General features: G+C 69.3%; 22 protein-coding genes. 16 read left to right on the forward strand and 6 right to left on the reverse strand.

Translation table 11 applies throughout. From position 1 onward, the window contains the following. Nucleotides 1-78: 78 nt before the first annotated feature. On the forward strand, nt 79-1,506 hold the full coding sequence (locus ACAG26_RS13020; protein ID WP_370482794.1) for an amidase: 1,428 nt from the start codon (nt 79-81) through the stop codon (nt 1,504-1,506). On the opposite strand, the gene ACAG26_RS13025 is transcribed toward ACAG26_RS13020, so the two are convergent. Beyond that, a complete protein-coding gene (locus ACAG26_RS13025) occupies nt 1,479-1,922 on the reverse strand; it encodes a MarR family winged helix-turn-helix transcriptional regulator (protein WP_370482796.1) in 444 nt (147 codons plus the stop codon). The genes ACAG26_RS13020 and ACAG26_RS13025 overlap by 28 nt on opposite strands. 46 nt (nt 1,923-1,968) lie before the next feature. Here ACAG26_RS13025 and ACAG26_RS13030 point away from each other — a divergent pair, with 46 nt between their 5' ends. From ACAG26_RS13030 to ACAG26_RS13045, 4 genes are all read left to right on the forward strand, one after another. After that, entirely contained in the window at nt 1,969-2,667 is a 699-nt protein-coding gene (locus ACAG26_RS13030; protein WP_370482798.1) for a class I SAM-dependent methyltransferase, read from the forward strand. A gap of 85 nt (nt 2,668-2,752) precedes the next feature. Then, a complete protein-coding gene (gene pyrH / locus ACAG26_RS13035; RefSeq protein ID WP_370482800.1) occupies nt 2,753-3,541 on the forward strand; it encodes a UMP kinase in 789 nt (262 codons plus the stop codon). Between the two features lie 61 nt (nt 3,542-3,602). After that, nucleotides 3,603-4,160 (forward strand): ribosome recycling factor, encoded by a 558-nt coding sequence (gene frr / locus ACAG26_RS13040; protein ID WP_071028093.1) that lies wholly within the window; start codon nt 3,603-3,605, stop codon nt 4,158-4,160. Continuing rightward, nucleotides 4,160-5,080, forward strand: a complete 921-nt coding sequence (locus tag ACAG26_RS13045; RefSeq protein ID WP_370482803.1) for a phosphatidate cytidylyltransferase — start codon at nt 4,160-4,162, stop codon at nt 5,078-5,080. Before frr ends, ACAG26_RS13045 begins: the two co-directional genes overlap by 1 nt. Here ACAG26_RS13045 and ACAG26_RS13050 read toward each other — a convergent pair. After that, nucleotides 5,009-6,433: an FAD-dependent oxidoreductase gene (locus ACAG26_RS13050; RefSeq protein ID WP_370482805.1), complete on the reverse strand. Its 1,425-nt coding sequence runs from the start codon at nt 6,431-6,433 to the stop codon at nt 5,009-5,011. The two genes, ACAG26_RS13045 and ACAG26_RS13050, sit on opposite strands and share 72 nt — an antisense overlap. 116 nt (nt 6,434-6,549) lie before the next feature. Here ACAG26_RS13050 and rlmN point away from each other — a divergent pair, with 116 nt between their 5' ends. After that, complete coding sequence (gene rlmN / locus ACAG26_RS13055; RefSeq protein ID WP_370482807.1) at nt 6,550-7,635, forward strand: 23S rRNA (adenine(2503)-C(2))-methyltransferase RlmN; 1,086 nt, start codon at nt 6,550-6,552, stop codon at nt 7,633-7,635. Here the strand turns inward: rlmN and ACAG26_RS13060 are convergent. Then, a complete protein-coding gene (locus ACAG26_RS13060) occupies nt 7,632-7,886 on the reverse strand; it encodes a DUF2631 domain-containing protein (RefSeq protein WP_370482809.1) in 255 nt (84 codons plus the stop codon). The genes rlmN and ACAG26_RS13060 overlap by 4 nt on opposite strands. Before the next feature lie 82 nt (nt 7,887-7,968). Continuing rightward, nucleotides 7,969-8,289: a hypothetical protein gene (locus tag ACAG26_RS13065; protein ID WP_370482811.1), complete on the reverse strand. Its 321-nt coding sequence runs from the start codon at nt 8,287-8,289 to the stop codon at nt 7,969-7,971. A gap of 229 nt (nt 8,290-8,518) precedes the next feature. Between ACAG26_RS13065 and ACAG26_RS13070 the strand changes: the two genes are divergently transcribed. From ACAG26_RS13070 to ACAG26_RS13095, 6 genes are all read left to right on the forward strand, one after another. Further along, nucleotides 8,519-9,400 carry a helix-turn-helix domain-containing protein gene (locus tag ACAG26_RS13070; RefSeq protein ID WP_370483089.1) on the forward strand — a complete coding sequence of 294 codons (882 nt, stop codon included), beginning with the start codon at nt 8,519-8,521 and terminating at the stop codon, nt 9,398-9,400. A gap of 73 nt (nt 9,401-9,473) precedes the next feature. After that, the gene (locus ACAG26_RS13075) at nt 9,474-9,875 is read left to right on the forward strand and encodes a VOC family protein (RefSeq protein WP_370482813.1); all 402 of its coding nucleotides are present in this window, start codon (nt 9,474-9,476) and stop codon (nt 9,873-9,875) included. 18 nt (nt 9,876-9,893) lie between these two features. Continuing rightward, nucleotides 9,894-11,051: a 1-deoxy-D-xylulose-5-phosphate reductoisomerase gene (gene dxr, locus ACAG26_RS13080; RefSeq protein ID WP_370482815.1), complete on the forward strand. Its 1,158-nt coding sequence runs from the start codon at nt 9,894-9,896 to the stop codon at nt 11,049-11,051. Continuing rightward, a complete protein-coding gene (locus tag ACAG26_RS13085) occupies nt 11,048-12,268 on the forward strand; it encodes an RIP metalloprotease (RefSeq protein WP_370482817.1) in 1,221 nt (406 codons plus the stop codon). Before dxr ends, ACAG26_RS13085 begins: the two co-directional genes overlap by 4 nt. Nucleotides 12,269-12,276: 8 nt before the next feature. Continuing rightward, nucleotides 12,277-13,458 (forward strand): flavodoxin-dependent (E)-4-hydroxy-3-methylbut-2-enyl-diphosphate synthase, encoded by a 1,182-nt coding sequence (gene ispG, locus ACAG26_RS13090; protein ID WP_370482819.1) that lies wholly within the window; start codon nt 12,277-12,279, stop codon nt 13,456-13,458. A 57-nt stretch (nt 13,459-13,515) separates the two neighbouring features. After that, entirely contained in the window at nt 13,516-14,373 is an 858-nt protein-coding gene (locus tag ACAG26_RS13095) for a GNAT family N-acetyltransferase (RefSeq protein ID WP_370482820.1), read from the forward strand. 137 nt (nt 14,374-14,510) lie between these two features. Here ACAG26_RS13095 and ACAG26_RS13100 read toward each other — a convergent pair whose 3' ends face one another. After that, nucleotides 14,511-16,337, reverse strand: coding sequence for a serine/threonine-protein kinase PknH/PknJ (locus ACAG26_RS13100; protein ID WP_370482821.1), 1,827 nt, complete (start codon nt 16,335-16,337; stop codon nt 14,511-14,513). Between the two features lie 166 nt (nt 16,338-16,503). Here ACAG26_RS13100 and ACAG26_RS13105 point away from each other — a divergent pair, with 166 nt between their 5' ends. Together ACAG26_RS13105 and ACAG26_RS13110 are read left to right on the forward strand one after the other, a co-directional pair. Then, complete coding sequence (locus ACAG26_RS13105; protein WP_370482822.1) at nt 16,504-18,321, forward strand: penicillin-binding transpeptidase domain-containing protein; 1,818 nt, start codon at nt 16,504-16,506, stop codon at nt 18,319-18,321. A 34-nt stretch (nt 18,322-18,355) separates the two neighbouring features. Beyond that, nucleotides 18,356-18,952, forward strand: a complete 597-nt coding sequence (locus ACAG26_RS13110; RefSeq protein WP_370482823.1) for a DUF1707 domain-containing protein — start codon at nt 18,356-18,358, stop codon at nt 18,950-18,952. On the opposite strand, the gene ACAG26_RS13115 is transcribed toward ACAG26_RS13110, so the two are convergent. Next, the gene (locus ACAG26_RS13115) at nt 18,949-19,395 is read right to left on the reverse strand and encodes a nuclear transport factor 2 family protein (RefSeq protein ID WP_370482824.1); all 447 of its coding nucleotides are present in this window, start codon (nt 19,393-19,395) and stop codon (nt 18,949-18,951) included. The two genes, ACAG26_RS13110 and ACAG26_RS13115, sit on opposite strands and share 4 nt — an antisense overlap. Before the next feature lie 43 nt (nt 19,396-19,438). Here ACAG26_RS13115 and map point away from each other — a divergent pair, with 43 nt between their 5' ends. Next, a complete protein-coding gene (gene map / locus ACAG26_RS13120; protein ID WP_370482825.1) occupies nt 19,439-20,296 on the forward strand; it encodes a type I methionyl aminopeptidase in 858 nt (285 codons plus the stop codon). A gap of 79 nt (nt 20,297-20,375) precedes the next feature. Next, complete coding sequence (locus ACAG26_RS13125; RefSeq protein WP_370482826.1) at nt 20,376-21,881, forward strand: cobyric acid synthase; 1,506 nt, start codon at nt 20,376-20,378, stop codon at nt 21,879-21,881. Nucleotides 21,882-21,883: the final 2 nt, after the last annotated feature.

Here is a 21,883-nt window from a genome sequence, read left to right on the forward strand (position 1 = left end):
CACGGCGGGATTCGGCTCGATTTTCCGCCCTGGACGCACGTTCGGCGATGAGGGCGGACTTCTTGCTAGCGTCGGTGCATGCCACCTGTGCACGCCTTCGGTGACGACGCCCTCGGTGACCTCGACGCGGTCGCGCTGACCGAGGCCATCAAAACCGGCGCGGTCTCGCGATCCGACGTTGTCGAGGCGGCGATCGCCCGACTGGAGGCGGTCAACCCGAAGCTGAACGGGCTGGCCTACCCGGCCTTCGACCGGGCCCGGGCGCGGGCCGGCGCCGTCCGTCCGCACGGCGGGTACTTCGACGGGGTTCCGACGTTTATCAAAGACAACGTCGACGTCGCGGGCATGCCGACCATGCAGGGCACCGACGCGTGGGATCCACACCCGGCCGCCGCCGATGGTGAGTTCGCCCGGCTGTACCTGTCCACCGGGCTCAACCCGCTGGGCAAAACCCAGCTCAGCGAGTTCGGATTCTCCGCGGCCGCCGAGCATCCCCGGCTCGGCCCGGTGCGCAACCCGTGGAACACCGACTACACCGCCGGCGCGTCGTCGTCGGGCTCGGCGGCGTTCGTGGCCGCGGGCGTGGTGCCGATCGCGCACGCCAACGACGGTGGCGGGTCGATTCGGATTCCGGCGGCCGTCAACGGCCTGGTGGGCCTCAAGCCGTCCCGCGGCCGGTTGCCGCTGGACAAGGACTTTCGGCAGATGCCGGTGCGCATCGTCTACAACGGCGTGGTGACCCGCTCGGTGCGCGACACCGCGGCGTTCTACCGCGAGACCGAGCGCACCTGGCGCAACCGCAAGCTGCCGGCCGTCGGCGACGTCACCGGCCCCAGCAAGCGACGCTTGACGATTGCCGTCGTCACACGGTCGGTCGGCCGCGATGCCAGTCCCGAGGTGCGCGAGCTGACGTTGAAGACCGCGGCGTTGTTGGAGGAGCTCGGCCACCGGGTCGAGCACATCGAGAACCCGCCGGTGCCGGCCTATTTCGCCGACGACTTCCTGCTGTACTGGGCGTTTCTCGCGACGGCGCTGGTGCGCCGGGGCCGCCAGATGTTCGGCCCGACGTTCGACCGCAGCAAGCTCGATAACCTCACGCTGGGACTAGACCGTCACGCCGTCCGTCACCTGCACCGGTTGCCGCTGGCCGTCGCCCGGTTGGGCGCATCGGGTCGGCGCAGCGCACGGTTCTTCCGCAGTTACGACGCGCTGCTGACGCCGACGGTCGCCACCGAGACCCCGCGGGTCGGGCACCTGGACCCGACCGCGGATTATCAGCAGATCATCGACCGGCTGATGGACTGGGTCGCGTTCACCCCGCTGCAGAACGCCACCGGCGATCCGGCGATCTCGCTGCCGTTGGCCCGCACCGCCGCCGGGCTGCCGCAGGGGATGATGTTCGCCGCCGAGCGCGGCGCGGAAGCCCGGCTGCTGGCATTGGCCTACGAACTCGAAGAGGCCCGGCCGTGGGCCCGTATTCAGGCCAGCACGTCGCAGGAATCCTGATCGGAGCCGACCAACTCCAGCATCCGGCGGAACTCGCGCTGCTCGGCGCTGCTCAGCTTGGCCAGGATCCGGCCGTCGGCCACCGACACCGCGGCCTCGGCGCGTTTCAGCAACGCCTTACCGTCGCGGGTCAGCGTCGCCGGTAGCGCCCGCCCGGATGGCACCGACGCGGGCCGCGATACCGCGCCCAGCTCTTCCAGTCGCCGCAACACGGTGTTCATCGCCTGCGGAGTGACATTGCCTAGCCGGGACAGTTCCGCGCTGGATACCCCCGGCCGCAGGGAAAGCATTCGCATGCAGACAAATTCGGCCAGCGACAGGTTCAGCGGTCGCAGCGCCGCGGCCACCTCCGGGCGCAGCGCGGCCCCGACCCGGTGCAGCAAATAGCCGAGCGGCGCGTTGTCGGTCTCTCCCACATCAACCATCTTGACATATATCAGGCAGGTTGATACAACCGATGGCATGACCGAAGCGCAGAAGTTTGATTTCGATTTCGATCCGGCCTACCGCGGCGACGCCCCGCAATTTGGGCCGGGCCAACGCCCGCCGTGGAGCATCGGCGAACCGCAGCCCGAAATCGCCGCCCTGATCGCGCAGGGCAAGGTCCACGGCGACGTCCTCGACGCCGGCTGCGGTGAGGCCGCCGTGTCGCTGTATCTGGCCGAACGCGGCCACACCACCGTCGGGCTCGACGCCTCACCCACCGCGATCGAGCTGGCCAAGGCCGAGGCGGCCAAACGCGGGCTGACCAACGCCGCGTTCGCGGTCGCCGACATCACCGACTTCACCAGCTATCCGACCGGTTCCGAAGGCCGGTTCGACACCATCATCGATTCCACCCTGTTCCACTCGATGCCGGTCGAGCTGCGGGACGGCTATCAGCAGTCGATCGTGCGCGCCGCCGCACCCGGGGCGTCGTATTTCGTGCTGGTCTTCGACCGAGCCGGGATGCCGGACAGTCCTGGCCCCAACCCGGTCACCGAAGACGAGTTGCGTGCGGTGGTGTCCAAGTACTGGGTGATCGACGAGATCCGCCCGGCCCGCATTCACGCCAACTTCCCCGACGAGCGGCCCGCCGAGTTCCCGGTGGTGGATCTGCGCGACGAGGGCAACGGGCGCAAGTCGGTGCCGGCCTGGCTGCTGTCGGCGCATCTGGGCTGACGCCACACCCCGGGCATTCCCCGGCCCGCATGATGAGGCAGGATAGAGCCTGCCGTCGTGGGTGATTGCCTGCGATGGCGCTGTCATGCGAGGACCGTGGAGCCTGAGGAGCCTGATGACGGAGCCGACCAGCACCGGCGGCGGTCAGGCCGTCCCCCCGCCGGGTCGCCCCAAGTACACCCGAGTTTTGCTCAAGCTCGGCGGCGAGATGTTCGGCGGGGGACAGGTCGGGCTGGATCCCGATGTGGTCGCGCAGGTGGCCCGCCAGATCGCCGAGGTGGTGCGCGACGGGGTGCAGGTGGCCGTCGTGATCGGCGGCGGCAACTTCTTCCGCGGCGCCCAGCTGCAGGAGCGCGGCATGGATCGGATGCGCTCGGACTACATGGGGATGCTCGGCACCGTGATGAACAGCCTTGCGCTGCAAGACTTTCTGGAAAAGGAAGGGATCGTCACCCGGGTCCAGACCGCCATCACCATGGGGCAGGTGGCCGAGCCCTACATCCCGCTGCGCGCGCAACGCCACCTGGAGAAGGGGCGGGTGGTGATCTTCGGTGCCGGCATGGGGTTGCCGTACTTCTCCACCGACACCACCGCCGCCCAGCGGGCCCTGGAGATCGGCGCCGACGTGGTGTTGATGGCCAAGGCCGTCGACGGGGTGTTCGCCGAGGATCCGCGGGTGAACCCCGACGCCGAACTGCTCACCGCGATCAGCCACCGCGAAGTCATCGACCGTGGGCTGCGGGTGGCCGACGCCACCGCCTTTAGCCTGTGCATGGACAATGGCATGCCGATCCTGGTGTTCAACCTGCTCACCGACGGCAATATCGCGCGGGCGGTCGCAGGTGAGAAGATCGGAACACTGGTCACCACCTGACCGCGCATGCCGTGGCCGCCGGCGACGATGCAGAGCGAAGCGATGAGAAGGAGCGGCGCAGATGATTGACGAGGCTCTCTTCGACGCCGAAGAGAAAATGGAAAAGGCCGTATCGGTGGCGCGGGACGATTTGGCGACCATCCGCACCGGCCGGGCCAACCCGGGCATGTTCTCCCGGATTGTCATCGACTACTACGGCGCGACCACCCCGATCACCCAGCTGGCCAGCATCAACGTCCCCGAGGCGCGGCTGGTGGTCATCAAACCGTACGAAGCGGCGCAACTGCACGCGATCGAGACCGCGATCCGCAACTCCGATCTGGGCGTCAACCCCAGCAATGACGGCACGCTGATCCGGGTGGCGGTGCCGCAGCTGACCGAGGAACGGCGCAAGGAACTGGTCAAGCAGGCCAAGGCCAAGGGGGAGGACGCCAAGGTCTCGGTGCGCAACATCCGTCGTAAAGCGATGGAGGAACTGCACCGGATCCGCAAAGACGGTGACGCCGGGGAGGACGAGGTCGGCCGGGCGGAAAAGGATCTGGACAAGACCACCCAGCAGTACGTCAGCCAGATCGACGAGCTGGTCAAACACAAGGAAGGCGAGCTGCTGGAGGTCTAATGGCCGCGCAGCAATCAATATCCGTGGCAGACACTGAGACCGGCGCGGCCGGCACCCCAGCCGACGAGCCGAGCCCGGCGCAGCAGGCTAAGAAGGGGTCGCGGGCCGGGCGCAACCTGCCCGCCGCGATCATCGTCGGGGCGCTACTGGCCGGGATGCTGGTGGGCACGCTGGTGTTCCGCCGGGACCTGTGGGTGGTGATCATCGCGGTAGCCGCCCCGTTGGCCACCCACGAGGTGACCCGACGGTTGCGGGAAGCCGGCTACGACGTGCCGTTCCTGCCGCTGCTGGCCGGGGGGCAGGCGATGGTGTGGCTGGCCTGGCTGTCCGGCGCCAAGGGAATGCTGGGTGCTTTCGGCGCCACCGTCGTGGTGTGCATGATCTGGCGGTTGGTCAACCAGGGGTTGTCGCACACCCCGGTCAACTATCTCCGCGACATGTCGGCCACGATCTTCCTCGCCGCCTGGGTGCCGTTGTGCATAAGCTTTTCCGTGCTGCTGGTTTTCCAGCAGAACGGCGCGGCGCGGGTGTTCTGCCTGCTGGTCGCCGTCGTGCTCTCCGACGTCGGCGGATATACCGCGGGCGTGCTGTTCGGCAAGCATCCGATTGCCCCGGCGATCAGCCCGAAAAAGTCGTGGGAGGGGCTGGCCGGTTCGTTGCTGTTCGGCGTCACCGGGACGGCACTGGCGGTGGCGTTCCTGCTGCCGGGAAAATCCCCCTGGCTGGTGGGGGTGCCGCTGGGGGTGTTGCTGGTGGTTACCGGTACACTTGGCGACCTGGTGGAATCCCAGATCAAACGCGACCTCGGCATCAAGGACATGGGTCGGCTGCTACCTGGACACGGCGGGCTAATGGATCGGCTCGACGGCCTGCTGCCGGCCGCCGCGACGACGTGGATCGTGCTGACCCTGCTGTCCTGACCCGCGGGTGCAGCGGCGCCGCAGATTGCCGACGAGCACCCGCGCTATCAGCGACGGGTCCTGCAGCCGGGTGGGCGGATCCACCAGGCTGGTCACCCGATAGAGCCGTTCGGTGAGCACAATGTCGTGCTCGGCGGCCCGCAGCGCCTGGTTGGTGGTCCAACTCCGCAGCCGCGCGGGCAGTGAGCGACGTGCCTGGTGGGGGGCCTGCGCCCGGTCGCTGGCCTGATTCATCGCCCACACCGGGCCGATGAGCCCGGCGGCGGCGCGGAAAAATCGCTGCGGCAGGTGGCGGTCGCCGCCGCGCAGCTGGTCGCGCAGCGCAGCGGCTTGCAGCGCCGCCATCGCCATGCCCTGGCCGTGGATCGGGTTGAAGCTGCACAGTGCGTCCCCGATGACCACCAGACCCGCCGGGAAACGCGGCATCCGGTCGTAGCGGCGCCAGGCCCCGGCCGGGAGCCGGGTGACGGCCACCTCGCCGAGGGGTTCCGCGGCGCGCAGGCCCGCCAGAATCGACGGCGGCGCGAACTGCTCGGCCAGCGCGAGCATGCCGGCCAGGTCGGCGGGCGGCTCGGGATCGATGCCCAGCTGGCCGACGGTCAGCATCCAGGAGCCGTGCTCATACGCCAGCAGGCCACCGATCGGCAGGCCCCGCCCGGGGCGGACCAGCACCATCTTCTCGTCGATCATGCCGTCCGGGACGCGCAGCAGCTGGGAGAAATACGTGCCCGGGGCCGCGGCGCGCTGTTCGGCGGGACGGCCATAGCCCAGGTCGTCGAGGAAGGCCGGGGTGCGCGCGGCGCGACCCATCGCGTCGACCACCAGGTCGGCGTGCAGCGCGGATTCGGTACCGGTGGCGCGGTCGACCACCCGCACGCCGGTCACCCGGTCGGCCGTCGCGGCGATCGGCGCGACCACGTCATGGCCGTCGAGGAACCGGATCCCGCCCAGGGCGGCGACCCGGCGTCGCAGGTGGAACTCCAAAAACGGCCGGCTCGCCAGGTGGACGACCAGCGCCGCCGGGTCGGCGACCCGCTGGGTGCGGTTCAACCCATACCGGCCCAGGCGCACGTAGATGCGGGACAGGTCGCCGTCGTCGATGACCTGGGCACCGTCGGCGACGAGCTCGTCGAGAAACCCCGGAAACAGCTCCTCGAGGATCTGCCAGCCGCGACTCAGCATGCTGTGCAGGTGGCGCCCCTGCGGGATCCCGCGCCGGTGCACCGGGGCGTTGGGCAACCTGTCCCGCTCGACCAGGGTGACCCGCGGGTAGGACTCCGACAGCGCCCGGGCGGCCAGCAGCCCGGCCATGCCGGCGCCCAGGACGACAGCGTGTTTGTGTGACTCGGTCATCGTGCCGACCCTACCCCAGAAAATAAGAAAAATAAGGGTTTAGTAAAGAATATTTAAGATCGTGTCGGGCCGCTGGGTTCGGAACGGCGGCGCCGACGGCCCATACTGGACCGGACATGAAACAGCAGCTGGTGTTTGAGGCGCCGCGGCGGGCACTACCGCCGCGGCATTTGGCCGATCTGGACGCGACCGGGTGCGCGGCCGCGGTGTCCGAGCTGGGCTTGCCGGCGTTTCGCGCCAAGCAGCTTGCCCACCAGTACTACGGCCGGCTGATCGCTGACCCGCAGCAGATGACCGACCTGCCGGCCGCGGTGCGCGCCTCGGTCGCCGACGCGTTGTTCCCGACGCTGCTGACCGCGACCCGCGAGATCGAATGCGACGCCGGTCAGACCCGCAAGATGGTGTGGCGGGCCGTCGACGGCACCAGCTTCGAGTCGGTGCTGATGCGCTACCCGCGGCGCAACACGGTGTGCATCTCGTCGCAGGCCGGCTGCGGGATGGCCTGCCCGTTTTGCGCCACCGGGCAGGGCGGCTTGACCCGTAACCTGTCAACCGCCGAGATCGTCGAACAGGTGCGCGCGGCGGCGGTCGAATTGCGCGACCGCGACCATGGTCGGCTGTCCAACATCGTGTTCATGGGGATGGGGGAGCCGCTGGCCAACTACGCGCGGGTGCTGGCCGCGGTGCGCCGGATCACCGAACCGGCCGGTTTCGGCATCTCCGCGCGGGCGGTGACGGTGTCGACGGTCGGGCTGGCCCCGGCGATCCGCAAGCTCGCCGACGAGCGTCTCGGGGTGACGTTGGCGCTGTCGCTGCACGCCCCCGACGATGAACTGCGTGACACCTTGGTGCCGGTGAACAACCGGTGGAAGATCGCCGAGGCGCTGGACGCGGCCCGCTACTACGCCGCGGGGACCGGTCGCCGGGTGTCGGTGGAATACGCACTGATCCGCGACGTCAACGATCAGCCCTGGCGGGCCGATCTCCTGGGCAAGCGGCTGCACGGTGCGCTCGGGCAGCTGGTGCACGTCAACCTGATCCCGCTGAACCCAACCCCGGGCAGCGACTGGGACGCCAGCCCCAAGCCGGTGGAGCGGGAGTTTGTGCGCCGGGTCCGCGCCCACGGCGTGTCCTGCACGGTGCGTGATACCCGCGGCCGCGAGATCGCCGCCGCCTGCGGACAATTAGCCGCCGAGGCTTAGCGGATCCAGCCGCGGCGCCGACCCCACACGTCGCGCACCACGACGAACAGCGACAACGCCGCGAACGAGATCAGGAACCAGTCCTCGATGTGGCCGACGTGGTTGCCGCGCAGCATCAACAGCAGGAAGCCCACGATCCCCAGACCGACGAAGTGCCAGGTGCGGTGGTTGATCTTGCTCCAGCCCCACTCCGCGGACGGCACGTCGGCGGTGTCCACCCCGGTGTGGCGCTCCACTTCGGTACTGACCACGTTTGCTCCTATTGGCTTGCACTGGCAACGTTGCCGCCATTCTGGCACACCCGCCGGCCACCGCCGAGGCGCCCTCGACCCGCTATCCCGCCAGTCCCACCGCGGAGAGCACGGTGGCGGTGGTTTCCAGCATGGCCACCGGTGTCTCGGGGAACAGCGACGGGAAGGAGTTCAGGGCCGACGCGCTGTTCTCGAGTATCTGCGCGGCATTGAGCTTTTCGACCTGGACCTCTTCGGCGGCGACGGACTGCTCCAAGGCGGCGGTCTCGTCCGCGTTGCTGGTGTCCGGACCCGGCGGCGGCGTCGGGTCGGCCGCCGCGGTGGGGTGCGGTGCGGCCATGGCCAAGAACAATCCCGCGGCCACGCTCGCGGTCAGGGTGGCAGGGTGCTTGGTCAACGTCATGGTTCTCCTCATCTGAGACTCATCTGGGACGGTTTGGTTGCATCTGCGGTGATTGCCTGGGCCGCGGAGGTCGAGTTAAGGCCAGTTGCGGCAGTGGCTCAAGCGACAGCAGTGGTGCTTGATGGAACTGATACGAGCGTGAAGCCATTTAGTGACAACGCGTTTGGCGCCCCACGGCAAAGCCTTTCGGATCGCCGCTGGCCGCGCCGCGCTGGGATTACCGTGGAATTTGATGGCCACCGACGCGCGGATCTCGGACTTCGCCGTCGCGCCGCCGCACAGCGCGCCCGGTGTGACGTCGATGGTGGGCTACCGCGCCCTTGAGGTGCCCGAGCCCGCCGTTCACCGGGGCATGCCGTCGTCGAGGTTGACGTTCATCGTCAGCCTCGACGACGGGGTGGAAGCCGCGGACACCGCCGACGCACTGCCGGCCGCCCGGCCGAATCCGATCATCCTGGGTGGGCTGCACGTGCAGGCCAGCCATGTGCGGCAGCGCCGCGGCCAAGCCGGCGTGCAGATGGCGGTGCACCCGTTGGCGGCGCGCGCGCTGTTCGGGGTGCCCGCCGCCGAACTCAGCGTGACCGACTTCGACGCCGCCCCGGTGCTGGGCCGCGCGGCGACGCAACTCCACGAACGGACCACCGAAGCACACCGGTGGCCGGATGTCTTCGCGCTGGTGGCGAACTACCTGGTGGACGCCCGCCAACGGCGCGACGGGGTGACTGTGCGCCCCGAGGTGGCCTACGCCTGGCGCCTGCTGGAACGCAGCCGGGGCCGGGCCCCGGTGGGTGCGCTCGCCGAGCGGGTCGGCGTGAGCGCGCGGCATCTGACCACGCTGTTTCGCTGCGAAGTGGGTCGGGGCCCAAAAACGGTCGCGATGCTGATGCGCTTCGAATACGCGGCCGCCCGGATTGCCGACGCGGTACGCCGGCAGCGGCCGGTCGACCTGGCCGGCATCGCCGCCGAGGCCGGATACGCCGACCAAGCCCATCTGACCCGCGAGTTCGTTCGGTTCGCCGGTGTGCCGCCGCGAGCCTGGCTGGCCGAAGAGTTCCAGAACATTCACGACGGCGGCCATCAGCGGAGCATTTTCGTCGGCCACGACGAGTAACGACCAGCGCCGGCGCGGTGGCGGTTCCGAAACATTCAAGACGGTGCCGATGCCTGCGGGTCAGAGTCGAACCATGACCAATTCGAATCCGACCGTCTGGTTGACCCTGCGGGCGCATAACGCGCCCAAACTCATCGACTACTACGTCGACACCTTCGGCTTCGTTCTCACGGCCCGCTACGGCGAGGGCGACGTCGTCGATCATGCCCAGCTGAACTGGCCCGAAGGCACCGGCGCCATCATGATGGGCAGCCACAGACCCGGCACCGACTGGTCCCGGGAACCGGGCACCGCCGGCGGCTACGTCGTCACCAGCGACCCCGACGCGCTCTACGAACGGGTGCTGCAACGCAAGGCCGACATCGTGCGACCCCTGGCCGACACCGACTACGGCGCCCGCGAGTTCGCGGTGCGTGATCCGGAGGGCAACTTGTGGGCGTTCGGCGACTATGCCGGAGCGCCGCAGCAAGCCTGAGCGGGGCACAATGAGCAGGTGACCAACCGCCGCCGCGTGCTGATCCTGGGTTCCACCGGCTCGATCGGCACCCAGGCGCTGCAGGTCATCGCCGCCAACCCGGACCGCTTCGAGGTGGTCGGGCTGGCCGCCGGCGGCGGGCGCCCCGACCTGATCGCGCAGCAGCGCGCCGAGACCGGGGTGACCAACATCGCCGTCACCGACGAGCACGCCGCCGACGCCCTCGACGTCCCCTACCGCGGCCCCGACGCCGTCACCCGGCTGGTGCACGACACCGGCGCCGACGTGGTGCTCAATGCGCTGGTGGGGGCGTGGGGGCTGCAACCCACCCTGGCCGCGCTGGACACCGGTGCGACGCTGGCCCTGGCCAATAAGGAGTCCCTGGTGGCCGGGGGCCCGCTGGTGTTGGCGTCCGCGGCGCCCGGCCAGATCGTGCCGGTGGACTCCGAGCATTCGGCGATGGCGCAGTGCCTGCGCGGCGGCACCGCCGACGAGGTCGCCAAGATCGTGCTCACCGCCTCCGGCGGCCCGTTCCGCGGCTGGAAAGCCGCCGACCTGGAGCACGTCACCCCCGAACAAGCCGGCGCGCATCCAACCTGGTCGATGGGCCCGATGAACACCCTGAACTCGGCGTCGCTGGTCAACAAGGGCCTCGAGCTCATCGAAACGCACCTGCTGTTTTCGGTGCCCTATGACCGCATCGAGGTCGTCGTGCACCCACAGTCCATCGTGCATTCGATGGTCACCTTCACCGACGGTTCGACGATCGCCCAAGCCAGCCCCCCGGATATGCGGCTGCCGATCGCGTTGGCGCTGGGCTGGCCGGAACGGGTGCCCCTGGCGGCCCCGGCCTGTGACTTCAGCACCGCCTCCACCTGGGAGTTTGAGCCGCTGGACGCCGAGGTGTTTCCGGCCGTGGAGCTGGCCCGACACGCCGGGCGGGCCGGTGGCTGCCTGACCGCGGTGTACAACGCGGCCAACGAAGAGGCGGCCGAGGCGTTCCTGGCGGGCCGGATCGGCTTCCCCGCCATCGTGCGCACCATCGCCGATGTGCTGCACGCCGCAGACCAGTGGGCCGCGCAACCCGCTACCGTGGATGACGTACTTGACGCGCAGCGCTGGGCTCGGGAACGGGCGCGTCGCGTCACCGCACAGGAGGGTGTCCACACCGGATGATGTTTGGCATCGGCATCGCGCTGTTCGCGCTGGCCATCCTGGTGTCGGTGGCGCTGCACGAGTGCGGCCACATGTGGGTGGCCCGCGCTACCGGGATGAAGGTGCGGCGCTACTTCGTCGGCTTCGGCCCAACGCTGTGGTCGACCCGGCGCGGCGACACCGAGTACGGGCTCAAGGCGGCCCCGCTGGGCGGCTTCTGCGACATCGCCGGGATGACCGCGGTCGAGGAGCTGGCGCCCGACGAGGTTGACCGCGCCATGTACAAGCAGGAAACCTGGAAACGGGTTGCGGTGCTGGCCGCCGGGCCGGGGATGAACTTCGTCATCGGCCTGGCGTTGATCTATGTGATCGCGGTGATCTGGGGCCTGCCCAACCTGAACCCGCCCACCTCCGCCGTCATCGGCGAAACCGCGTGTGTCGCACCCGAAGTCGCCAAGGGCGAAGTGGGGAAGTGCACGGGTTCCGGCCCGGCGGCCAGCGCCGGGATCCGCCCCGGCGACGTGGTGGTCAAGGTCGGCGACACCGAGGTGTCCACCTTCGAGGAGATGGCCGCCGCGGTGCGCAAACAGCACGGCACGGTGCCGATCGTCGTCGAGCGCGACGGCACCACGATGACCAAGTACGTCGCCGTGACCCCCACCCAGCGCTGGATCCCCACCAAGGACGGCGCGGCCACCGGGCCGTCCACCGTCGGCGCGATCGGGGTGGGTGCCGCGCAGTTCGGCCCCACCCACTACAACGTGCTCACCGCCGTGCCGGCCACGTTCACCTTCACCGGTGACCTGTCGGTGCTGCTGGGCAAGTCGCTGGCCGCCATCCCGACCAAGGTCGGCGCCCTGGTGCACTCGATCAGCCACCGGAACGAAGTGCGCGACCCGGAAACCCCGATCAGCGTGGTCGGGGCGTCCATCATCGGCGGGGACACCGTCGAGGCCGGGGTGTGGGTGGCGTTCTGGTTCTTTTTGGCGCAGCTGAACTTCATCCTGGGCGCGCTGAACCTGGTGCCGTTGCTGCCGTTCGACGGTGGGCACATCGCGATCGCGGTGTTCGAAAAGATCCGCAACATGATCCGGTCGGCACGCGGGCTGGTGGCCGCGGCGCCGGTGAACTATCTCAAGCTGATGCCGGCAACCTACGTAATCTTGATCGTGGTGGTTGGCTACATGCTGCTGACCGTCACCGCCGACGTGGTCAACCCGATCAGGCTGTTCCAATAGGAGACCAAATGACAACCGGCCTGGGTATGCCGACAGCCCCGGCGCCCACGCTGTCGCCGCGACGCAAAACCCGCCAACTGATGGTCCGTGACGTCGGGGTGGGCAGCGACTACCCGATTTCGGTGCAGTCGATGTGCACCACCAAAACCCACGACATCAACTCGACGCTGCAGCAGATCGCCGAGTTGACCGCCGCCGGGTGCGACATCGTGCGGGTGGCCTGCCCGCGGCAGGAGGACGCCGACGCGCTGCCGGCGATCGCCAAGAAAAGCCAGATCCCGGTGATCGCCGACATCCACTTTCAGCCCAAGTACATCTTCGCCGCCATCGACGCCGGCTGCGCGGCGGTGCGGGTCAACCCCGGCAACATCAAGGAGTTCGACGGCCGGGTCGCCGAGGTGGCCAAGGCCGCCGGGGACGCCGGCATCCCGATCCGCATCGGCGTCAACGCCGGGTCGCTGGACAAACGGTTTTTGGAGAAGTACGGCAAGGCCACCCCGGAGGCGCTGGTGGAATCGGCGCTGTGGGAGGCGTCGCTGTTCGAGGAACACGGCTTCTCCGACATCAAGATCAGCGTCAAGCACAACGACCCGGTCGTGATGGTGGCCGCCTACGAACAGTTGGCCGCCGCCTGCGACTACCCGCTGCATCTGGGTGTCACCGAGGCCGGCCCGGCGTTTCAGGGCACCATCAAATCCGCGGTCGCGTTCGGGGCGCTGCTCTCCCGCGGGATCGGCGACACCATCCGGGTGTCCCTGTCGGCGCCGCCGGTCGAGGAAGTCAAGGTCGGCACCCAAATCCTGGAATCGCTGAACCTGCGGCCGCGCGGGCTGGAGATCGTGTCCTGCCCGTCGTGCGGACGCGCCCAGGTCGACGTCTACACGCTGGCCAACGAGGTCACCGCCGGTCTGGAAGGGCTCGACGTGCCGCTGCGGGTGGCGGTGATGGGCTGCGTCGTCAACGGCCCGGGGGAAGCGCGCGAAGCCGATCTGGGCGTGGCGTCGGGCAACGGCAAGGGCCAGATCTTCGTGCGCGGCGAGGTGATCAAGACGGTGCCGGAGGCGCAGATCGTCGAGACGCTGATCGAAGAGGCCATCCGACTGGCCGCCGAGATGGGCACCGCCGAACTCGGCGCAGAACACGGTCCGGATACAAGTTCGAGCGGTTCGCCCATTGTGACCGTAAGCTGAGCACAGCCGTGTGCGGCCGCCCGGCCGTCGGTTCGTAGTCCGCAGAAGGTCTGAAGTATGTCGGCTCCGCCCATCTTTCGTTTGGTCGATGAGCGACGGGTGTCGGTGGTGCGCGACCCCGCCGCGGCGTGGCGGGTCTTCGACGCCGACCCGGTGGGGTCGTGCATGGTGGCCGCCCGCGTTGCCGACCACGGGGGCGTGGACCCCGGTGCCATTGGCGGCGAACTGTGGACCCGCCGCGGTGCCGACGAGTCGTTGTGCTACGCCGGGGGCAATCTGATTCCGCTGCGTGGGGCCGCCGCCGACCTCAACGCGTTCGCCGACAAGGCGATGAGCATGTCACGGCGCTGCTCGTCACTGGTGGGGCGGGCCGAACTGGTGCTGCCGATGTGGCAGCGGCTGGAGTCGGGCTGGGGCGCGGCGCGTGACGTGCGCGACCGCCAACCGCTGATGGCGCTGCGGTCGATGCCGACGTGCCCGATGGACTCCGCGGTGCGTCAGGTGCAGCCCAGCGAACTGGACGCCTACCTGGTGGCCGCGGTGGATATGTTCATCGGCGAGGTCGGTGTCGATCCGCGGCTCGGCGACGGCGGCCGTGGTTATCGCCGCCGGGTGGCCAACCTGATCGCGGCGGGTCGGGCCTGGGCCCGGTTCGAGCACGGTGAGGTGGTCTTCAAGGCCGAGGTGGGGGCGCAATCGCCGGCGGTCAGCCAGATCCAGGGGGTCTGGGTGCACCCGGAGCGACGCGGGCAGGGTCTGGGTAGCGCCGGCACCGCCATGCTGGCCGCGGTGATCGTGGGGACCGGTCGGATCGCCAGCCTGTACGTCAACGACTTCAACGCCGTCGCCCGCGCGACGTATCAGCGGATCGGCTTCGTTGAGGTCGGTACCTTCGCGACGGTCCTGCTGGACTGAGGGGTTCGCGCGCTGTCGCCCTCGTCTGGCCGGTCGGTGGCCCGGCGTTGAGATTGCGTTGAGGGCTGCGGATTTGCCTCCACCCACGACCCTGGACGCAGTTTCAACTCAACTCGCTGACCTGACGCCGCAGGCTACTACTGGATCTTGGCGGCGATCTTGTTCGCGATATCGACGTTCTGGGTGGTCAGACCCGGCCCGCAGGCCAGGATGTCGATGATGACGTTGGCGCGCAGCATCAGGGCGCGCCCGCACACGTTGCTACCGCCTTGTTTGGTCATGGTCATGGTGTACAGGCCGGGGGCGGGCATCGCTTGTTGTCCGAAGGTCCACGGCTGCGGCCCGTTGGGGGTGTCGACGGTGAAGGTGCGCCCGGCGCACGCCTTCCACTGATCGGGCAGGCTCAACACGGTGGGTCGGGCGGCGTCCTGATTGGGATAGGCGATGACGCCCTGGGCCACCGACACCGCGTCATGGGTGACGCCGGCTTGTTTGACGACCTGTGACCGCACATCGGACCAACCGCTGCCGTCGTAGGTGGCGGCCTGGACCGGCATCCATGCACTCAGACAGCCCTTGTCGGAGATCGCATCGCGGTCGTTCCACAGTTGATCCTTGACCGGGTCGGCCTGCAGCGTCGTGCCCATGATGGTGCTGACTTCGTCGGCGCTGAGCAACAATCCGGGCAACTCCGCGGCCGCCACCGCGGTCGGCGGCGCGGCGGCGGCGGTCGTTGGGGCGGTGGTCGTCGGTGTCGCTGCGGGGGTGGTGGTCGTCGCGGCGGCGGTGGACGTGGTCGTTTCCGCCGGGCCGGATTTGTCCGACGGCCAGGCGATGGCCGTAATGCCCGCCGCGGCAATCACAACGACGCCGGCCACCGCGGCAATGATCGCCATGCGGCGATTGCGTCGCGGTGGCGGGGCGGGCGGCGCCGGCTGCTGCGCCGCTGTCGGGCTCGGCGGAATCGGGTGGAACGGCGGCGGCGTGTGCTGCCCCGTGGGCACGTGTTGGGCCGGGGAGGTGAAGCGGGCCGGCGGTGGGTTGGGAGGTCGGTAGGCGTGCGGCGGGGTGGGTTGCGGACGCGATATCAGCGGCGCGATGCGCTGGGTCGTCTCGCTGTTCGGAGTGGGTTGGCGCAGAGCCGCTTTGGCCGCCGCGGCGAGTTCACTGCAGCTGCCGAAACGCCGGCCCGGGTCTTTGGCCAGGGCGGTGGCGAGCACGCCGTCCAGCGCCGGTGGCAGCCACTGGGCCAGCTCGCTGACCCGCGGCGGCGGCTGCTGCAGGTGCGCCTTCATCACCGCGGCCTGCCCGCCGGCATCGCCGAACGGGGTCTTGCCGGTCAGCATCCGAAACAGCGCGCAGCCCAACGAATACTGGTCGGCGCGACGATCCACGGTGCCGCCGCTGAGCGCCTCCGGGGGCGCGTAGGAGACGGTGGCCATCACCTGGCCGGTGCCGGTCAGGCTGGCGTCGTCGAAGGCACGGGCGATACCGAAGTCCCCTAACAGCACGCGCTCCTCGGGGCCAACCTCGCCCGACAGCAGGAAATTCGCGGGTTTGACGTCGCGGTGCAGCACGTTGTGCCGGTGGGCGTAATCGAGTGCTTTGGCGACCTCGCCGGCGATGTGCACGGCCCGGTCCGGGGTCATCTGCCCGCTGCGCAATGCGGCGTCGGCGTCGGTGCCGTCGACGAACTGCATGGCGATCCACAGCTGCCCGTCTTCGGTTTGGCCACGCCGATGAATCGACACGATGTTGGGATGATCCAGCTGGGAGGCCACGTCGGCCTCGCGGATGAACCGGGCCCGGAATCCCTTATCCCGCGACAACTCGGCCGACAGCAGTTTCATTGCCTCACGGCGGGGAAGTTCGGGGTTGGCCACCAGGTAGACCGCGCCCATGCCGCCCTCCCCGAGGACCCGCTCGATGCGGTACCCGGCGATCAGTGATCCGACGGTGAGCATGCGCTACCGGGGGGACGGCGACGGGCGAAGGGCAGTCATCGGGCAAATATATCGTCGCCAACCGGTGCCGGTTGGACGGCTAGGAGCCCCCTGTCGCCACACGTAACGGTTCGGTCTCGGTGCGCCTCCCGAGGTCGCGCCGCCCCGCCTTCTAACATCAGCCACAATGACAACAGAAACCTCATGGGCATCACGGGTCGCAGGTCTGGTGGTTGTGCTGGTGACGGTGGCCGCCGCCGCGGCTTGCACCCCGCGCCCGGACGGCCCCGCGCCGGCCGCCGAGCAGTTCTTTGCCGCCTTGGCCACCGGCGACACCGCGACCGCGGCCCAGCTCAGCGATGACCCCGGCGCGGCCCGCGAAGCGCTCAACGCGGCGTGGGCCGGGCTGCAGGCCAACCGGCTGGACGCGCAGGTGCTGGGCGCGAAATACAGCGAGGACACCGGCAGCGTCGACTACCGCTACACCTGGCAACTGCCCAAGAACCGGACCTGGACCTACGACGGCCAGCTCAAGATGGTGCGCAACGAGGGGCGCTGGCAGGTGCGCTGGTCCACCACCGGGTTGCATCCCCGGCTGGGGGAGCGCCAGACGTTTGCCTTGCGGGCCGACCCGCCGCGGCGGGCCTCGGTCAACGAGGTTGGCGGCACCGACGTGCTGGTGCCGGGCTACCTGTACCACTACCAACTGGACGCCACCCGGGCGGGCCGCACCCTGATGCACACCGCCCGGGCGGTCGTCGAGGTCCTGCACCCGTTCGACGACGCCTTCAACGACCCGCAGCGGCTCGCCGAAGAGGCCAGTTCGTCGACCCAGCCGGTGGACCTGATCACGTTGCGCACCGACGACAACAACCGGGTGGCCCCGGCGATCGGTCAGTTGCCCGGCGTGGTGGTTACCCCGCAAGAAGCGATGTTGGCCACCGACGACCACTTCGCACCCACCGTGGTCAACCAGGTCAAGGAGCAGGTGGCCGCCGAACTCGACGGGGAAGCGGGTTGGCGGGTGGTCAGCGTCAACCAGAACGGTGTCGACGTGGCGGTGTTGCACGAGGTGGCGCCATCACCCGCGCCGTCGATCACCATCAGCCTGGATCGCGCCGTGCAGAACGCCGCCCAGCACGCGGTCGACACCCGCGGCGGCAAGGCGATGATGGTGGTGCTTCGCCCGTCGACCGGGGAGATCTTGGCCGTCGCCCAGAACGCCGGCGCCGACGTCGACGGCCCGCTGGCCACCACCGGCCTGTTCCCGCCGGGGTCGACGTTCAAGATGGTCACCGCGGGGGCGGCGATGGAGCGTGATATGGCCACCCCGAACACGCTGCTGGGCTGCCCCGGCGAGATCGACATCGGCCAGCGCACGATTCCCAATTACGGCGGCTTCGACCTGGGGGTGGTGCCGATGGCGCGCGCCTTCGCCAGTTCCTGCAACACCACGTTCGCCGAATTGGCCAGCCGGATGCCGCCGCGGGCGTTGTCGCTGGCCGCCGCGCAGTACGGGCTGGGGCTCGACTACCAGGTGGACGGCATCACCACGGTGACCGGGTCGGCGCCGCCGACGGTGGATCTGGCCGAACGCACCGAGGACGGCTTCGGTCAGGGCAAGGTGCTGGCCAGCCCGTTCGGGGTGGCGCTGATGGCCGCCACGGTCGCGGCCGGCAAGACCCCGGTGCCGCAGCTCATCGAGGGGCGGCCGACGGCGCTCACCGGGGAGGCCACGCCGATCAGCGACAAAATCCTCGACGGGCTGCGGCCGATGATGCGGCTGGTGGTGACCAACGGCACCGCCAAGGACATCGCCGACTGCGGTGAGGTGTACGGGAAGACCGGTGAAGCCGAATTCGACGGCGGTTCGCATTCCTGGTTCGCCGGATACCGCGGTGATATGGCGTTCGCGGCGCTGATCGTGGGGGGTGGCAGTTCGGAGTACGCGGTCCGGATGACCAAGGTGATGTTGCAAAGCCTGCCCGGCGACTACCTGGCTTAACGCGGGGCCGGGCCGCGGGTACCTTGGAAAGGCCATGACAGCATTCGACGGGGATTCGGCCCCCGCGTTGCGCATCTCCGACGCCGACCGCAACGGCACGCTGCGCCGGCTGCACAATGCGGTTGCGCTCGGGCTGATCGATATCGGTGAATTCGAGGAACGCTCGGCGCAGGTTTCGCAGGCCCGGATGCGCGCCGAACTCGACACCCTGGTCGGGGATCTGCCCGGACCGCGTTCCATCGTCACCTCGGCCGCCGACCGGGTGGAGCTGCGCGGCTGGGCCGGCTCGCTCAAACGGCACGGCGAGTGGATTGTCCCGACCCGGTTGGCGCTGGTGCGCCGGCTGGGCTCGGTGGAGTTGGACCTGGTCAACGCCCGCTTCGCCGGCCCGGTGGTCGTCATCGAACTCGATATGCGGTTCGGTTCGGTGGAGATCCGGCTGCCCGACGGGGCCAGCGCCTCGATCGACGACGTCGAGGTCTATTGGGGCAGCGCCCGCGAGCACCGCACGAACGCGCCGGCCGACGGCACCCCGCACGTGGTGCTGACCGGGCGCGTGGTGGGCGGCTCGGTCGACATCAGGGGCCCACGTCGGCGGTCCTGGCTCAGGCGGCGCCGCCCTCGCCGCTAGCGCCCGAACAGTGCGGTTCCGGCGCGCACCAGCCGGTCCCACCCGCTGGGCCGGCTCAGCAGCTTGACCACCAGCGGCGCGGAGTCGAAGTAGGACACCCGTTCGGCGATGCGACCGCCGGTGAAGGTGAACCGATCGACCGCATCCCACGCGATCGGCTTGCCCCCGTAGGTTCCGCTCAGCGTGAACTCGATGAACACCCGGTGTTCGTCGTGGCCGACGGCGTGCACATCGGCGTGTAGGTCGGGGACCAGGGCGAATAGCCGCTGAAACGCGTCCCGGCAGGCCTGCTTGCCGCGCAGTGTGCCCATCAGCGGCTGGATCAGCACGATGTCGTCGTCCCACAACGCTTCGTGCTTGGCCAGGTCGGGGGTGCGCCAGGTGTCGGCGAACCGCTCGGCGAACCGGGCGGCGAAGTCGGCGTCGACGTCGTCACGGGCCATGGAGGTGAATCTAGTCCGTAGCGGTGCCTATTAAGCTGGCAGAATGCCCACCCGTTCTGCGCTGTCACCCGGCGTGCTGTCCCCGACGCTGCCGGTGCCCAACTCGATCGAACGCCCGGAATACGTCGGCAAACCCACCGCCCGCGAGGGCAGCGAGCCCTGGGTGCAGACACCCGAGGTGATCGAGAAGATGCGGGTGGCCGGGCGGATCGCCGCGGGCGCCCTGGCCGAGGCGGGCAAGGCCGTCGCGCCGGGGGTGACCACCGACGAGCTCGACCGGATCGCCCACGATTACATGGTCGACCACGGCGCCTATCCGTCGACGCTGGGCTACAAGGGCTTCCCCAAGTCGTGCTGCACTTCGCTGAACGAGATCATCTGCCACGGCATCCCCGACTCGACGGTGATCGAGGACGGCGACATCGTCAACATCGACGTCACCGCCTACATCGACGGGGTACACGGTGACACCAACGCGACGTTTTTGGCCGGTGACGTGTCCGAGGAGCACCGGCTGCTGGTCGAGCGCACCCATGACGCGACGATGCGCGCGATCAAGGCGGTCAAACCCGGACGTTCGTTGTCGGTCATCGGGCGGGTCATCGAGTCGTACGCGAACCGGTTCGGCTACAACGTGGTTCGTGATTTCACCGGTCACGGGATCGGTACCACGTTCCACAACGGGCTGGTGATTCTGCATTACGATCAGCCGGCGGTCACCACGGTCATCGAGCCGGGCATGACGTTCACCATCGAGCCGATGATCAACCTCGGCGCGCTGGACTACGAGATCTGGGACGACGGCTGGACGGTCGCCACCACCGACGGCAAGTGGACCGCCCAGTTCGAGCACACCCTGGTGGTGACCGACGACGGTGCAGAGATCCTGACCCTGCCGTGACGCTTTCCCCGCGAGCAGACGTAAAAGCCCCCATTTCGCCCCGAAATACGGGGCTTTTACGTCTGCTCGCCGTGCCAACGTGACCGCCGGCGCGCTGCTGGTGGCCGGCACCAGCTCCGACGCCGGCAAGTCGCTGGTGGTCGCGGGGCTGTGTCGGCTGTTGGCGCGCAAGGGGGTTCGGGTCGCGCCGTTCAAGGCGCAGAATATGTCCAACAACTCCGTGGTCACCGTCGACGGCGGCGAGATCGGCCGCGCGCAGGCGATGCAGGCCCGGGCCGCCGGACTGCAGCCCAGCATCCGGTTCAACCCGATCCTGCTCAAACCGGGCAGCGACCGCACCTCCCAGCTGGTGGTCCGCGGACGCGTCGCCGACTCGGTCAGCGCCGCCGACTACCACACCCATCGGGCCGGGCTGGCCGACGTCGTCGCCGACGAGTTGGCGTCGCTGCGCACCGAGTTCGATGCGGTGATCTGTGAAGGCGCCGGATCTCCGGCCGAAATCAACCTGCGGGCAACCGATCTGGCCAACATGGGGCTGGCGCAGGCCGCTGAACTGCCGGTGGTGCTGGTCGGTGACATCGACCGCGGCGGGTTGTTGGCGCATCTGTTCGGCACCGTCGCGATCCTGCACCCCGCGGACCAGCGGCTGATCGCCGGGTTCATCGTGAACAAATTCCGCGGCGACCCGGGCCTGTTGGCGCCCGGTCTGCGCCAGCTCGCCGAGCTCACCGGCCGCCCCACCTACGGGGTGCTGCCCCACGCCGAGGAGCTGTGGCTGGACGCCGAGGACTCGGTGTCGGTGCGCGCGCACCGGGTGCTGGGCACCCCGCAGCCGCCGCGCGGCCGGCAGTGGCTGCGGGTGGCCGCACTGCGGCTGCCGCGGATCTCCAACTCGACCGACGTGGAGGCGCTGGCCTGCGAACCGGGGGTGCTGGTGCGGTGGGTGACCGATCCCGCCGACCTCGCCGACGCCGACGTGGTCGTGCTGCCGGGCAGCAAGGCCACCGTCGCCGACCTGCGGTGGCTGTACGAGACGGGCCTGGCCGAACCGGTCGTGGCGCACGCGGCGGCGGGCCGGCCGGTGCTGGGTATCTGCGGCGGCTTCCAGATGCTGTGCCGGTCCATCGACGATCCGGTGGAAACCCGCGCCGGCCGGGTCGACGGGCTGGGCCTGCTGGACGCCGACATCGTATTCACCGACGACAAGGTGCTGCGGCATTGGCAGCACCCGTTCACCGGCTACGAGATCCACCACGGCCGGCTAGCCCGCTGCGCCGAGCCGGAGTGGTTCGCAGCGGCCGGGTCCCCGCAGGGCTATCGCCGCGGCGCGGTGTTCGGCACGCATTGGCACGGGCTGTTCGACAACGACGCGTTTCGGCGGAACTGGTTAACCGCCGCAGCCGTCGCCGCGGGCCGGGACGGCTTCGTGGTCGCCGACGACGTCGACGTGGCCGCGCGCCGGGACGCGCAGTTGGACGTGATGGCCGACCTGCTGATCGCCCACCTCGATATCGACGCGATCACCGCGTTGCTCGAAACTGGGCCACCGGCGCGGCCGACCGTGGTTGCCCGCCTGGACGGGTAACG

It is taken from the genome of Mycobacterium sp. pUA109 (genome assembly GCF_041287095.1).
In the GTDB taxonomy this organism is placed as follows: domain Bacteria; phylum Actinomycetota; class Actinomycetes; order Mycobacteriales; family Mycobacteriaceae; genus Mycobacterium.

Excerpts from the sequence above, each read along its gene's own strand:
- ACAG26_RS13020 (WP_370482794.1), top strand. The coding sequence starts at position 79 with ATGCCACCTGTGCACGCCTTCGGTGACGACGCCCTCGGTGACCTCGAC.
- ACAG26_RS13045 (WP_370482803.1), top strand. The coding sequence starts at position 4,160 with ATGGCCGCGCAGCAATCAATATCCGTGGCAGACACTGAGACCGGCGCG.
- map (WP_370482825.1), top strand. The coding sequence starts at position 19,439 with ATGCCCACCCGTTCTGCGCTGTCACCCGGCGTGCTGTCCCCGACGCTG.
- ACAG26_RS13100 (WP_370482821.1), bottom strand. The coding sequence starts at position 16,337 with ATGCTCACCGTCGGATCACTGATCGCCGGGTACCGCATCGAGCGGGTC.
- ispG (WP_370482819.1), top strand. The coding sequence starts at position 12,277 with ATGACAACCGGCCTGGGTATGCCGACAGCCCCGGCGCCCACGCTGTCG.
- pyrH (WP_370482800.1), top strand. The coding sequence starts at position 2,753 with ATGCGAGGACCGTGGAGCCTGAGGAGCCTGATGACGGAGCCGACCAGC.
- ACAG26_RS13085 (WP_370482817.1), top strand. The coding sequence starts at position 11,048 with ATGATGTTTGGCATCGGCATCGCGCTGTTCGCGCTGGCCATCCTGGTG.
- ACAG26_RS13050 (WP_370482805.1), bottom strand. The coding sequence starts at position 6,433 with ATGACCGAGTCACACAAACACGCTGTCGTCCTGGGCGCCGGCATGGCC.
- ACAG26_RS13095 (WP_370482820.1), top strand. The coding sequence starts at position 13,516 with ATGTCGGCTCCGCCCATCTTTCGTTTGGTCGATGAGCGACGGGTGTCG.
- rlmN (WP_370482807.1), top strand. The coding sequence starts at position 6,550 with ATGAAACAGCAGCTGGTGTTTGAGGCGCCGCGGCGGGCACTACCGCCG.
- ACAG26_RS13110 (WP_370482823.1), top strand. The coding sequence starts at position 18,356 with ATGACAGCATTCGACGGGGATTCGGCCCCCGCGTTGCGCATCTCCGAC.
- ACAG26_RS13065 (WP_370482811.1), bottom strand. The coding sequence starts at position 8,289 with ATGACGTTGACCAAGCACCCTGCCACCCTGACCGCGAGCGTGGCCGCG.
- ACAG26_RS13075 (WP_370482813.1), top strand. The coding sequence starts at position 9,474 with ATGACCAATTCGAATCCGACCGTCTGGTTGACCCTGCGGGCGCATAAC.
- frr (WP_071028093.1), top strand. The coding sequence starts at position 3,603 with ATGATTGACGAGGCTCTCTTCGACGCCGAAGAGAAAATGGAAAAGGCC.
- ACAG26_RS13105 (WP_370482822.1), top strand. The coding sequence starts at position 16,504 with ATGACAACAGAAACCTCATGGGCATCACGGGTCGCAGGTCTGGTGGTT.
- ACAG26_RS13030 (WP_370482798.1), top strand. The coding sequence starts at position 1,969 with ATGACCGAAGCGCAGAAGTTTGATTTCGATTTCGATCCGGCCTACCGC.
- ACAG26_RS13115 (WP_370482824.1), bottom strand. The coding sequence starts at position 19,395 with ATGGCCCGTGACGACGTCGACGCCGACTTCGCCGCCCGGTTCGCCGAG.